13 protein-coding genes are annotated in these 12,948 nt (G+C 69.1%); 1 reads left to right on the top strand and 12 read right to left on the bottom strand.

Translation table 11 applies throughout. The features are described 5' to 3' along the window. The 5 genes from BST14_RS26065 to mihF form a co-directional block, all read right to left on the bottom strand. Positions 1 to 98: S-adenosylmethionine synthetase N-terminal domain-containing protein (locus tag BST14_RS26065; RefSeq protein ID WP_142279619.1), on the bottom strand; the 98-nt coding region annotated here is incomplete at its 3' end. A 96-nt stretch (positions 99 to 194) separates the two neighbouring features. After that, positions 195 to 1,451: a bifunctional phosphopantothenoylcysteine decarboxylase/phosphopantothenate--cysteine ligase CoaBC gene (coaBC, locus tag BST14_RS26060; protein ID WP_083067186.1), complete on the bottom strand. Its 1,257-nt coding sequence runs from the start codon at positions 1,449 to 1,451 to the stop codon at positions 195 to 197. Between the two features lie 21 nt (positions 1,452 to 1,472). Beyond that, complete coding sequence (gene rpoZ / locus BST14_RS26055; protein WP_083067185.1) at positions 1,473 to 1,799, bottom strand: DNA-directed RNA polymerase subunit omega; 327 nt, start codon at positions 1,797 to 1,799, stop codon at positions 1,473 to 1,475. A 67-nt stretch (positions 1,800 to 1,866) separates the two neighbouring features. Further along, complete coding sequence (gmk, locus tag BST14_RS26050; protein ID WP_142279618.1) at positions 1,867 to 2,538, bottom strand: guanylate kinase; 672 nt, start codon at positions 2,536 to 2,538, stop codon at positions 1,867 to 1,869. An 88-nt stretch (positions 2,539 to 2,626) separates the two neighbouring features. After that, entirely contained in the window at positions 2,627 to 2,941 is a 315-nt protein-coding gene (mihF, locus tag BST14_RS26045; RefSeq protein ID WP_007171927.1) for an integration host factor, actinobacterial type, read from the bottom strand. Between the two features lie 652 nt (positions 2,942 to 3,593). On the opposite strand from mihF, the gene BST14_RS26040 reads away from it, so the two are divergent. Continuing rightward, entirely contained in the window at positions 3,594 to 4,016 is a 423-nt protein-coding gene (locus tag BST14_RS26040; RefSeq protein WP_066861659.1) for a TOBE domain-containing protein, read from the top strand. A 13-nt stretch (positions 4,017 to 4,029) separates the two neighbouring features. Here BST14_RS26040 and pyrF read toward each other — a convergent pair whose 3' ends face one another. The 7 genes from pyrF to pyrR all read right to left on the bottom strand — a co-directional run bounded on the left by pyrF (position 4,030) and on the right by pyrR (position 12,755). Then, a complete protein-coding gene (gene pyrF, locus BST14_RS26035) occupies positions 4,030 to 4,854 on the bottom strand; it encodes an orotidine-5'-phosphate decarboxylase (RefSeq protein ID WP_083067183.1) in 825 nt (274 codons plus the stop codon). Continuing rightward, positions 4,851 to 8,216 carry a carbamoyl-phosphate synthase large subunit gene (gene carB, locus BST14_RS26030; RefSeq protein ID WP_083067182.1) on the bottom strand — a complete coding sequence of 1,122 codons (3,366 nt, stop codon included), beginning with the start codon at positions 8,214 to 8,216 and terminating at the stop codon, positions 4,851 to 4,853. Before carB ends, pyrF begins: the two co-directional genes overlap by 4 nt. 82 nt (positions 8,217 to 8,298) lie before the next feature. Continuing rightward, a complete protein-coding gene (carA, locus tag BST14_RS26025) occupies positions 8,299 to 9,417 on the bottom strand; it encodes a glutamine-hydrolyzing carbamoyl-phosphate synthase small subunit (RefSeq protein ID WP_083067181.1) in 1,119 nt (372 codons plus the stop codon). Beyond that, on the bottom strand, positions 9,414 to 9,917 hold the full coding sequence (locus BST14_RS26020) for a PH-like domain-containing protein (RefSeq protein WP_083067180.1): 504 nt from the start codon (positions 9,915 to 9,917) through the stop codon (positions 9,414 to 9,416). Before BST14_RS26020 ends, carA begins: the two co-directional genes overlap by 4 nt. Then, the gene (locus tag BST14_RS26015; RefSeq protein WP_083067179.1) at positions 9,914 to 11,206 is read right to left on the bottom strand and encodes a dihydroorotase; all 1,293 of its coding nucleotides are present in this window, start codon (positions 11,204 to 11,206) and stop codon (positions 9,914 to 9,916) included. The genes BST14_RS26020 and BST14_RS26015 overlap by 4 nt, the downstream gene beginning before the upstream one ends. Further along, positions 11,203 to 12,174: an aspartate carbamoyltransferase catalytic subunit gene (locus BST14_RS26010; RefSeq protein ID WP_083067178.1), complete on the bottom strand. Its 972-nt coding sequence runs from the start codon at positions 12,172 to 12,174 to the stop codon at positions 11,203 to 11,205. The genes BST14_RS26015 and BST14_RS26010 overlap by 4 nt, the downstream gene beginning before the upstream one ends. Further along, on the bottom strand, positions 12,171 to 12,755 hold the full coding sequence (gene pyrR, locus BST14_RS26005; RefSeq protein ID WP_083067187.1) for a bifunctional pyr operon transcriptional regulator/uracil phosphoribosyltransferase PyrR: 585 nt from the start codon (positions 12,753 to 12,755) through the stop codon (positions 12,171 to 12,173). Before pyrR ends, BST14_RS26010 begins: the two co-directional genes overlap by 4 nt. Positions 12,756 to 12,948 lie beyond the last annotated feature (193 nt).

The following is a 12,948-nucleotide window of genomic DNA, read 5'->3' as shown; positions in this document are numbered from 1 at the left end:
AGGGCATCAAGAACGGAGTCGCTGATCGCATCACAGATCTTGTCGGGATGCCCCTCAGTCACCGACTCACTGGTAAACAGGCGACCCTTTTCGCTCACAATGCCAATCCTTCCGATTAGTTAGTTAGCCGAATTATATCGGCTGGCGTCGGCCCGGCCAGCACCTGCCCCGGTGCCGAGAACAACTCGACCGTTCTACCCGCCGCCCCCGTGCAGGAACGCGGCGATCGCATCCACGATACGACTGGCCATCAGCGTCTTGGAGCCGTGCTGCAGCGCCGACTCGGTGCCGTCGGCCGCCAGCAGCCAGCCGTCGTTGTTGTCCACCTCGAAGGCCCGGCCGTCGCCCACCGCGTTGACGACCAACAGATCGCAACCCTTGTTGCGCAGCTTCGCCCGGGCGTGGAACAGCACGTCGCCGTTGGCGTCACCGGTCTCGGCGGCGAACCCCACGATGGCGCGCATGTTGGGCAGCTCGCCGTTGGCCCGCGCCCGCACCACACCGGCCAGCACGTCGTCGTTGCGGACCAACTCGATGGTCGGCGGCCCCTCGACACCTTTTTTGATCTTGGCGGCCGCAACCCGGGCCGGACGGAAGTCGGCCACCGCGGCGGCCATCACCAGCACGTCGGCCTCGGCCGCGTGTTTGGCCACGGCGTCGCCCAGTTGCTCGGCCGAGCTGACGTGTACCACCTCGACCCCGGCGGGGTCGATCAGCCCGGCGGTGTGCCCGGCGATCAGCCTGACCTCGGCGCCGCGCTGGGCGGCCACCCGCGCCACCGCGTAGCCCTGCTTGCCGGAGCTGCGGTTGCCGATGAAGCGCACCGGATCGACCGCTTCCCGGGTGCCACCGGCGGTGACCAGCATCTTGCAGCCGGCCAGGTCATAGGGCAGCGCGTCGTGGCGGTCGAGCAACAGGTGCGCCAGGGTGGTGATCTCCTCGGCTTCGGGCAGTCGGCCGGACCCGCTGTCCGTCCCGGTGAGGCGCCCGGCGGCCGGTTCGAGCACGACCGCTCCCCGGCGGCGCAGCGTGGCGACGTTGTCGACGGTGGCCGGGTGCAACCACATCTCGGTGTGCATCGCGGGGGCGAACAGCACCGGACATCGCGCGGTGAGCAGGGTGGCGGTCAGCAGATCATCGGCACGGCCGTGGACGGCCCTGGCCAGCAAATCCGCCGTGGCGGGCGCCACCACGACCAGGTCGGCCTGCTTGCCAAGCTGGACATGCGGAACCTCCGGCACGTCGGAGAAGACGCCGGTGTGCACCGGCTGGCCGGAGAGCGCCTCGAACGTCGCAGCGCCGACGAAGCGCAGCGCGGACTCGGTCGGGATGACGCGGACCGAATGACCGGCCTCGGCGAGCTGCCGAACGACGGTGCACGCCTTGTAGGCGGCGATCCCGCCGGAGACGCCGACGATGACGTTTTTCGCGACCCGATCGCGGTTGTCCACTACGCGCCCGACCCGGCCCGGTTACTCGCCCTCGGTGTGCTCGAGCAGGTCGCCGTGGATCTCGCGCATCGCGATCGACAGCGGCTTTTCCTGCAGCCCCGGCTCGACCAGCGGACCCACGTATTCGAGGATGCCCTCGCCGAGCTGGTTGTAGTAATCGTTGATCTGACGGGCCCGCTTGGCGGCGTAGATCACCAGCGCGTACTTGCTCGAGACGCGGTCCAGCAGCTCATCGATGGGCGGGTTGGTGATGCCCAGCGGGGTGTCGTAGGCGCCCTGTCCCCCGGCGGACGGATCGAACCGGTCGGGGACGGCGGCCAAAGCCGCATCGGACTGCGAAATACTCACTTAGGTCAATCTCCTGGCGGATTGGAGCGGCTCGTCGCCGCTGCAAAGTTGTAGAAAAATTCGGTGCTCAATCGTGCTGGGATGTGGTCCGGCTAGTGGTCTGGCCAGACGGGTCAGGCCGGTCCGGCGCAGTTCCCACCAGCAAGGATACCAATTCGGAGCACGCTGTCTCCAATTCGCTGTTCACGACCACCCGGTCGAAGTCGTTTTGGGCCGCCATTTCGATGCGGGCGGTCTCGAGCCGGCGCGCCATGACCTCCGGTGTCTCGGTGCCGCGGCCGGTGAGCCTGGCCTCGAGATCCTCCCAGCTGGGCGGCGCGAGAAAGACCGCGATCGCCTCCGGCATCGCCTTCTTGACGGCCCGGGCCCCGGCCAGGTCGACCTCGATGAGCACCGGAAACCCGCGTGCCGTGGCGGTCCGGACCGGCTCGGCCAGGGTGCCCGATCGGTGCAGACCCGAATGGATTTCGGCCCACTCCAGCAGCGCACCCTCGTCGATCAGCTGCTGGAAGCGGGCCGGGCTGACGAAGTGATAGTCGACGCCGTCAACCTCGCCGGGCCGCGGCGCCCGCGTCGTGGCCGAGACGGAAAAATGCAGGTCCGGAACCCGCTCGCGCAGGCATCGGACCACCGTCGACTTGCCCACCGCGGAGGGACCGGACAGCACGACCACACGTCCGTTACCTGATGGTTCAGGACGTGTCCCGTGCTGGACGTCCGGTCCCCCGCCAGCGCTCACAGGCGCTCCTCGGGGGGTGCGCCCACGGCTCGGGTCGGATTGCCCGCCTTCTCCTCAGGCCATGCGGCCTGCATCGTCGGCGGGCGGGTTAGGAGCCGAACTTTTCCAGCAGGGCCTTGCGCTGACGATCGCCGAGACCGCGCAGGCGGCGGGTGGGGGCGATCTCCAACTCAGTCATGATTTCCTGCGCCTTGACCTTGCCCACCTTCGGCAACGCCTCGAGCAGCGCGGAAACCTTCATCTTGCCCAGGACTTCGTCGGTCTCGGCGTCCTTGAGCACCTGGGTCAGGTTGGTGCCGCCACGCTTCAAGCGGTCTTTGAGCTCTGCTCGCGCTCGACGTGCGGCAGCCGCCTTCTCCAACGCGGCCGCGCGCTGCTCGTCGGTCAACTGGGGAAGGGCCACGATTCCTCCGTATCTGATCAATCAATTTCAATCGATCGCTTTTTGTCTCGCCGGTACTTCTGCCAGCGGAGACGACCGTACTCAGGCCTTCTGACGAAATCTAACCCGACCCCCTGCTTATGGGGACAAACTCCCAGCATGGACCGGCGCGTGGCGCGCCACAGCGGCGCTCCCGCCGGCGTCGGCGACCGCCGCTGTCGGCGTCGGCCGGGTCGGCTTTCTCGGGCAGTTCAACTCCCCGTCGGGGCCACTACCTGCGGTTTTAGCCGCAGCCGGCGGCGCGCGACGACGTGGCCGGGCAGTTCGCAAATGCGCCGGCGGGCGGCCGCGACGCCCGGTCCGAGGGATCACGGATTTGTTGTGGCGTGTCGCGCGTGTCGTGCCGACCGGTCAATGCGCAGGCCAACCGCCGTTTGGCCCGGCGCACCGGTCTCGGCGAGCTCCGGGGGCCCCGGTCGGCCCGGCAGTTGTGCGCCGGGGCCCGCCGGGCCTCGGTGCGGCCAGGTGCGAAATCCGCGGAATCCGAGCGATGACCCAGCTGGCGTCCGCAACCAAGAATCAACGACCAATTTACTTCCGTACCTGCGGATTTGGCGTTCTCCCCGGGGGTGTTTCAGCTAAACAACGGTGCGGGATCCGATACGATCGAGGGGTGTCCAACCTGCGAATTCGTCAGGCGGCTGAGCTGCTCGGAGTCAGCGACGACACCGTGCGGCGCTGGATCAACCAGGGCACATTGGCGGTCAGTCACGACGCCGCGGGCCGCAAGGTGATCGCCAGCGAGGACCTCGCCCGCTTCTCGCGCACCAATGCGCCCGCCCCGCCGGCGGATCCGCTCAGCATCGGCAGCTCGGCCCGCAACCGCTTCGTCGGGCTGGTCACGTCGGTGGTCAGCGACAAGGTGATGACCCAGGTCGAGATGCAGTGCGGCCCGTTCACCGTCGTCTCGCTGATGAGCACCGAGGCCGCCGAGGAACTGCAGCTGCGCCCCGGCAGCGTCGCGGTGGCCGTCGTCAAGGCCACCACCGTCATCGTCGAAACCGCGCGGCCCAGCACCGCCGTGGCGTCGGATTAGCCGCGGAGCCGGCTCACACCGCCAGGTAGGCGACCGCATCCAGCATGCGATCGGTCGCCGCGCGCAGCTCCGCCACGTCCGGCCCGGCCCGCAGCACCTCGCGGGCCACCGCGGGCAGCAATTGCCCGGGTTCCGCGCCGCCCAGCCCGGCGAGCGCCTCGGGCCGCCCGCCCTGCGCACCGAGCCCGGGCACCAGCACCGGGCCGCCCAGGGCGCTGACATCGGGCGCCTGCAACACCGTCGCGCCGACGACCACGCCGACGTAGCCCGGCCCGGACGGGGTCGCCGACCGGTTCACCACCGCCGCCTGGTCGACGACGAGCTGGGCCACCGTGCGGCCGTCGAAGGCGGCGCGCTGCACGGTCGCCCCCTCCGGGTTGGAGGTGGCCGCCAGCACGAACACCCCGCGGTCGTGCGCCGCGGCGGCTTCCAGCAGCGGCCGCAGCGAGCCGAACCCCAGGTACGGCGTGGCCGTCACGGCGTCGGCGGCCAGCGGCGAATCACCCGCCCAGGCGGCGGCGTAGGCCGCCATCGTGGTGCCGATGTCGCCGCGCTTGGCGTCGGCGACCACCAGCACCCCGGCCGACCGCAACGCCGCGATGGTGCGTTCCAGCACCCCGAATCCGGCGGCGCCATAGGCCTCGAAGAACGCGACCTGGGGTTTGACGACGGCGACTCCCGAAAACGCCTCGATGCAGATGTCGCAGAACGCGGCCAGCCCGTCGGCGGTCGTGGGCAGGTCCCAGGCGCGCAGCAGCTCGGGATGGGGGTCGATGCCCACGCACAGCGGCCCGCGTTCGGCTTTCGCGGCCGCCAGTCGGGCGCCGAAGCCGGTCACCGGTCCCCGTTGCCGGGCACGCCGCCCTGGCCGATCTGGCTGTGCAGCTCTTGCAAGCTGCGCACGCCGATGTCGCCGCGGATGCCCGCTTCGATGCCCTGGACGGCGGCCGAGGCGCCCTGCACCGTGGTGACGCACGGGATATTGACCGACACCGCGGCCGAACGGATTTCGTAGCCGTCGATGCGTGGCCCGGAATTGCCGTAGGGCGTGTTGATCACCATGTCGACCTCGCCGGCCTTGATCGCGTCCACCGCCGATTCGGCGGGCCGGCCCGGCTGCGGATCCTCGAAGTGTTTGCGCACCTCGTCGCAGGGAATGCCGTTGCGCCGCAACATCTCCGCGGTCCCCTCGGTGGCCAGCACGCGGAAACCCAGGTCGGCCAGCCGCTTGACGGGGAACACCAGCGAGCGCTTGTCGCGGTTGGCCACCGACACGAAGATGGTGCCCTGGGCCGGCAGCGACCCGTACGCGGCGGTCTGGCTCTTGGCGAAGGCGCTGCCGAAGTCGCGGTCGATTCCCATCACCTCGCCGGTGGATTTCATCTCCGGGCCCAGCAGCGAATCGATGCCCGAGCCGTCGGCCCGGCGGAACCGGTGGAACGGCAGCACGGCCTCCTTGACCGCGATGGGGGCGTCCTGCGCCGCGTGGGCGCCGTCGCCCGAGGCCGCCAGCAACCCCTCCTCGCGCAGCTGGGAAATTTTGGCGCCCAACATGACCCGGGCACAGGCCTTGGCGAGCGGGATCGCGGTGGCCTTGGACACGAACGGCACCGTGCGGCTGGCCCGCGGGTTGGCCTCCAGCACGTAGAGCACGTCGTCCTTGAGCGCGTACTGCACGTTGAGCAGCCCCACCACGCCGATGCCGTGCGCGATGGCCTCGGTCGCTCGACGTACCTTCTCGATGTCGCTGCGGCCCAACGTCACCGGCGGCAGGGCGCACGCCGAGTCGCCGGAGTGGATGCCGGCCTCCTCGATGTGCTCCATGATCCCGCCGATGTACACCTCGGTGCCGTCGCACAGCGCGTCGACGTCGATCTCCACCGCGTCTTCGAGAAAGCGGTCGACCAAAACCGGGTGCTCGGGGGAGAGCTCGGTGGCGCGGGTGATGTAGTCGCGCAGCGTCTCCTCGTCGTAGACGATCTCCATGCCCCGGCCGCCCAACACATAGGACGGCCGCACCAGCACCGGGTAGCCGATCTCTTCGGCGATCCGCCGGGCCTGGTCGAAAGTGGTTGCGGTGCCGTACTTCGGCGCGGGCAGACCGGCCGCGGTGAGCACGTCGCCGAAGGCGCCGCGGTCCTCGGCCAGGTCGATGGCCTCCGGCGGGGTGCCGACGATCGGTACGCCGGCGTCGGCGAGGCGCTGCGCCAGCCCGAGCGGGGTTTGGCCGCCGAGTTGCACGATCACCCCGGCCACACCCGGGCCGTCACCGGCCGACCGCTGCTCGGCGCGGAACACTTCGAGGACGTCCTCAAAGGTCAGCGGCTCGAAGTACAGCCGGTCGGCGGTGTCGTAGTCGGTGGACACCGTCTCCGGGTTGCAGTTGACCATGACGGTCTCAAAACCGGCCTGGGACAACGTCGTTGCCGCGTGCACGCAGCTGTAGTCGAATTCGATGCCCTGGCCGATGCGGTTGGGGCCCGACCCGAGGATCAGCACCTTGGGCTTCTCGGTCTGCGGCGCCACCTCGGTCTCGGCGGCGGGGTCCAGCTCGTAGCTGCTGTAGTGATACGGCGTCTTCGCCTCGAACTCGGCCGCGCAGGTGTCGACGGTCTTGTACACCGGGTGCACGCCGAGGCGCTCGCGCAGCGACCGAACCCCGTTCTCGCCGGCCAATTCGGGGCGCAGCGCGGCGATCTGGCGGTCCGACAGCCCGCTGTGCTTGCCCCGGCGCAGCAGGTCGGCGTCGAGCACCGGGGCGGCGATCAGCTCCGCGCGCAGCTCGATCAGCCCACCGATCTGCGCGACGAACCACGGGTCCACACCGCTGGCCTCGGCGACCTGCTCCACCGACGCGCCCAGCCGCAGCGCCAGTTCGATGTCGTAGAGCCGGCCCTCGGTGGGCGTCCGCAGCCGGGTCAGCACCCCATTAACGGCGCCGTCGGGGTCGGGTTTGGTCCAGAAGCCGGCGCGGGTGGTCTCCAGCGACCGCATCACCTTGCCGAGCGCCTCAACGAAATTGCGGCCCAACGACATTGCCTCGCCGACAGACTTCATGGTGGTGGTCAGGGTGGGATCGGCGCCGGAGAATTTCTCGAACGCGAAGCGCGGCGCCTTGACGACAACGTAGTCCAGGGTGGGCTCGAAGCAGGCCGGCGTCTCCTTGGTGATGTCGTTGACGATCTCGTCGAGCGTGTACCCGATGGCGAGCTTGGCGGCGATCTTGGCGATGGGAAAACCGGTGGCCTTGGACGCCAGCGCGCTGGATCGCGACACCCGCGGATTCATCTCGATGACGATCAGCCGGCCGTCTTTCGGGTTGATCGCGAACTGGATGTTGCAGCCGCCGGTGTCCACCCCGACCTCGCGCAGGATCGCGATGCCCAGGTCCCGCATCCGCTGGTATTCGCGGTCGGTCAGCGTCATCGCCGGCGCGACGGTGACCGAGTCGCCGGTGTGCACGCCCATCGGGTCGAAGTTCTCGATCGAGCACACCACCACGACGTTGTCGTTGCCGTCGCGCATCAGCTCGAGCTCGAATTCCTTCCAGCCGTAGATCGATTCCTCGATCAGCACGTTGGCGCTCGGGCTTTCGGCCAGCCCGGCGCCGGCCATCCGGTCGACCTCCTCGACGGATCGCGCCATCCCCGATCCCAGGCCACCCATGGTGAAGCTGGGCCGCACCACGACCGGCAGGCCAAGCTCGGAGACCGTCTCGCGGACCTCTTCCATGGTGAAACACACTCGGCTGCGGGCGGATTCACCGCCGACCTTGGCGACGATGTCCTTGAACATCTGCCGGTCCTCGCCGCGCTGGATGGCGTCGAAGTCGGCGCCGATCAGCTCCACGCCGTAACGCTCCAACGCCCCGTTCTCGTACAGCGCGACCGCCGTGTTCAGCGCCGTCTGCCCGCCCAGGGTGGCCAGCAACGCGTCGATCTTGTTGCCGCGCTCCGCCTGCTGGGCGAAGATCTTCTCCACGAAAGCGGCGGTGATCGGCTCGACGTAGGTGTGGTCGGCGTACTCCGGGTCGGTCATGATGGTGGCCGGATTGGAGTTCACCAGGCTGACTTCCAGGCCCTCGGCCCGCAGCACCCGGCAGGCCTGCGTGCCGGAGTAGTCGAATTCGCAGGCCTGACCGATGACGATCGGCCCGGAGCCGATCACCAGCACGTGACGCAGGTCGGTACGACGCGGCACTACCGCCCCCCTTGCCCGGCGCGAGAGTGCGCAGTTGTACGAGATTTACGGCGTGCCGCCGTGCAAACACGCACGCTCGCGATCATTGGGGGCCCGCCATCAGTTCGATGAAGCTGTCGAAGAGGTATTCGGCGTCGTGGGGGCCGGCGGCGGCCTCGGGGTGGTACTGCACCGAGAACGCGCGCCCGTCTTTGAGTTTGACGCCCTCGACCACTCCGTCATTGGCGCAGGTGTGGCTGACTATGGCTTGCCCGAACGGGGTGTCGAAGGACTGGCCGGCCTCGCCCTCGAGCGCGAAGCCGTGGTTTTGCGCGGTGACCGCCACCCGCCCGGTGGCGTGGTCGATCACCGGGACGTTGATGCCGCGGTGACCGAACACCAGCTTGTAGGTGGACAAGCCCAGCGCCCGGCCCAGGATCTGGTTGCCGAAACAGATGCCGAACAATGGGATTCCGGCGCCCAGCACCTCGCGGGTGACCTCGACGATGTAATCGGCGGTGGCGGGGTCGCCGGGGCCGTTGGACAAGAACACCCCGTCGGGCTTGATGTCGGCGATCTGCTGGTAGGTCGCCGAGGATGCCAGCACATGGGTGCGCACGCCGCGGCGGGCGAAGTTGCGCGGCGTGTTCGTTTTGATGCCCAGGTCCAGCGCGGCCACCGTGAACCGCGGCGACCCTTCGGGTTCCACGATGTAGGTGTCGGGCGTGCTGACCTCGCCGGCCAGGTCGGCGCCCAGCATCGACTGCTGGCTTCGTACCCGCCGCAGCAATTCGTCCACGTCGGCGAGCGCGTCGCCGGAGAACACGCCCGCCTTCATCGATCCGCGGGTGCGCAGATGCCGCACCACCGCGCGGGTGTCGATGCCGGCGATGCCCACGATCTGCTGGCGAACCAGTTCGTCCTCCAGGGTTCCGGTGGCCCGCCAACTGGACGGGCGCGGCGACGGGTCGCGCACGGCGTAGCCGGCGACCCAAATCTTGTCGCCGCGGCTCTCGGCGTCCTCGCCGTTCCAGCCGGTGTTGCCGATCTGCGGCGCGGTGGCCACCACGATCTGCCGGTGATAACTGGGATCGGTCAGCGTCTCCTGGTAGCCGGACATGCCGGTGGAAAACACCGCCTCGCCCAGTGTTTGACCAACCTTGCCGAATGGCGTGCCGGTGAAGACGCGGCCGTCCTCGAGTACCAATTGCGCCTTATTCACGAGCGCCGCTCCTCTTCATGCCGGGATTCGAGCCAGTCGTCGTAATCGCCACGGTTGTTCGCCCGGAAGCCGGTGTCGATCTCGACGCCCGACGGCAGCCTCCAGCGGATCGCCAGGATGCCGATCCGGCCCGTCATTCGGCGCTCCATCCGGATCTCGGTGATCGAGTCACGAGGGATCCAAATCGGTTGAGCCCGTTGGCGTTCCACCATGATGCCCCCGGCGTAGCGGGTCAGCACCGCCTTGCTGCGGAAACCCAGATCGCCGGCCGCGATCCGCTCGTGCCAGCCCGGCGTCATCATGGAACCGCAGTAGTGGCCGCGGGTGCTGATGGTCGCCGCCCCCACGTGGTCCGGGATCTCGGGCAACGCCCCGATCAGCTCCGCCTGTTGCTGCGAACGGCGATGCCAGGTCCGCATCATCAGCTGGATCACCACCGTGATGACGACCACCACCACGGCCGCGAAGATCAGCGACGCCACCAGGGTGCCCGAATTCATGCCGGACACTTCCCGTCTCGCGCGGTGACCTTGCCGCGCAGCAGCGTGGCGGTCACGGTAGCGGGCAGGGTCATCGCCTCATACGGCGTGTTGGCCGAACGGCTGGCCAGATCCGATCCGGCGACGGTCCACGAGGCGGTGGGATCCACCACCGTGAGGTTGGCGGGCTCCCCCACCTCCAGCGGCCGGCCGTGGTCGGGCAGCCCCACGATGCGGGCGGGGTTTTCACTCATCACTCGGGCGACGTCGCGCCAGGTCAACAGCCCGGGCTCGACCATCGTCTGCGTCACGATCGACAGGGCCGTCTGCAGCCCGAGCATGCCGGGGCGCGCCGCGGAGAACTCAACGCACTTCTCGTGCTCGGCGTGCGGCGCGTGATCGGTGGCCACACAGTCGATGACGCCGTCGGCCAGGGCTCGACGCAATGCCACCGCGTCGGCCTCCTCGCGCAGCGGCGGGTTGACGCGGTTTCGCCCGTCGTAACTGGTCAGCCTGCTGTCGTCGAGCATCAGGTGGTGCGGGGTGACCTCGGCGGTGATCGAGATCCCTTGCTCTTTGGCCCATTTCACGATCTCGACGGTGCCCGCGGTAGAGGCGTGGCAGATGTGCACCCGGGCGCCGGCGTCGCGGGCCAGCAGCGCGTCACGGGCCACGATCGACTCCTCGGCCGCCCTGGGCCAACCCGCCAGGCCCAACCGGGCCGCGGTGGGCCCCTCGTGGGCGACGGCGCCGACGGTCAGCCGCGGCTCCTCGGCGTGCTGGGCGATGAGCACGCCCAGCCCGGTGGCGTACTCCAGGGCGCGGCGCATCACCAGCGGGTCGTGCACGCAGATGCCATCGTCGGAGAACATCCGAACCTGCGCGGCCCCGGCCGCCATCATGCCCATCTCGGTGAGCTCTTTGCCGGCCAGCCCGACGGTGACGGCCCCCACCGGGTGCACGTCGACCAGGCCGACCTGCTGCCCCCGGTGCCACACGTGGTCGGTGACCACCGGGCTGTCGGCGACCGGCTCGGTGTTGGCCATCGCGAACACCGCGGTGTAGCCACCCAAAGCGGCCGCGGCCGAACCCGTCTCGATGTCCTCGGCGTATTCACGGCCCGGTTCGCGCAGGTGGGTGTGTAAGTCCACCAGGCCGGGCAGCAACACCTGACCGGTGGCATCGATGACGTCGGCCGTGTCGGAAAAAGCGAGACGGGCGCCGACGTCGGCGATCTGGCCGTCATCGATCAGCACGTCGACGCGATCGCCTTCGCCGTACAACCGCACCCCGCGCAGCAGCACGCTCACGCCGCACCCTCTTCTCCGGCCAGTGCGGTGCCGACCAGCACATGGAACAGCACCGCCATCCGCACATGCACCCCGTTGGAAACCTGTTGCAGCACAGCCGATTGCGACGAGTCGGCCACCGACGAGGCGATCTCCATGCCGCGCAGCATCGGCCCCGGGTGCAACACCACGGCGTGGCCGGGCAGCAGCGCCTGGCGGCGATCGGAAAGCCCGTAGAGCGAGGAGTATTCGCGCACCGACGGGAAGAACCCGCCGTTCATCCGCTCGGCCTGCACCCGCAGCATCAGCACCGCGTCGGCGGCGGGCAGCTCGGCGTCGAAGTCGTTCGACACGGTGACCGGCCAGCCCTCGACACCGACCGGCAGCAGCGTCGGCGGCGCGACCAAAACCACCTCGGCGCCCAGGGTCGCCAGCAGCATGACGTTGGAGCGGGCGACCCGGCTGTGCAAAATGTCGCCCACGATCACGATGCGACGGCCTTCGATGCCGCCAAGGCGCTGGCGAATGGTGAGCGCGTCCAGCAACGCCTGGGTCGGGTGCTCGTGGGTGCCGTCGCCGGCGTTGATCACCGACGGCCCGGCATTGTCTCTGGCGGCGTTCGCCGCCGAAGTCCAGTCGGCGAGCAGATGCGCGGCGCCGGACGCCGGGTGCCGGATGATCAGCGCGTCCGCGCCGGCGGCGCGCAGCGTGAACGCGGTGTCGCGCAGCGACTCCCCCTTGCCCACCGACGATCCGGACGCGCTGACGTTGATCACGTCGGCGCTCATCCACTTGCCGGCCACCTCGAACGACACCCGGGTGCGGGTCGAGTTCTCGTAGAACATCGTGACGATGGTGCGGCCGCGCAGCGTCGGCAGCTTCTTGATCTCGCGGCCCACCAGCGCCTGGGCGAACCGGTCGGCGTCGTCGAGGATGGCGGTGGCGTCGTCGCGGGTCAGGTCACCGGCGGCCAGCAGGTGGCGCGTCATCGTGAGATCACCACCCCGTCTTCGCCGTCGTTCTCCCTCAGCAGCACGTGGACGCTCTCCGCGCGCGAGGTCGGGACGTTCTTGCCCACGTAGTCGGCGCGCAGCGGCAGTTCGCGGTGACCGCGGTCCACCAGCACCGCCAGCTGCACCACCCGCGGCCGGCCCACGTCGCGCAGCGCGTCCAGCGCGGAACGGACCGAGCGGCCGGAGTACAGGACGTCGTCGACCAGGATCACCAGCGCGTCGTCGATGCCGCCGGCTGGAATCGAGGTGGCCTCCAGCGGCCGCGGCGGTTTCTGCATCAGGTCGTCGCGGTAGAGGGTGATGTCCAGGGCGCCGTGGCCGACCTCCACCCCGCTGAATTCGCCGATGTTGGCGGCGAGCCGCTTGGCAAGGATCACACCGCGGGTCGGGATGCCCAGCAGCACCACCCGTGGTGCGTCGGGACCGTCCAGCGCGGTCTTTTCGATGATCTGATGTGCAATGCGGGAAATGGTGCGGCCCACGTCGGCCGCCGACATCAACTCCCGGGTATCACTGCCTTTCAAACCGGCAGAGCCGGTGTCGCCCGCAGCACCCATACGAAACTTGACCTCCTTCTCCGCCTCGCCGGACGGATCGTTAAAGGATGTCGACTGCACGGCAGCGTAGCACTTATTTTGCCGACGACGGCGCGAGGCACCTGCCGGTTGTCGCCGCGTGTTGCCTCACGTCAAGATGCGCGCGAGGGTGGATTCGTTGCCTCATGTGTTTGTGCGCGCTTGGGGATGCGGA

Source organism: Mycobacterium arosiense ATCC BAA-1401 = DSM 45069, from assembly GCF_002086125.1.
Lineage (GTDB): Bacteria > Actinomycetota > Actinomycetes > Mycobacteriales > Mycobacteriaceae > Mycobacterium > Mycobacterium arosiense.
This window is presented reverse-complemented; position numbering and strand designations above follow the sequence as displayed.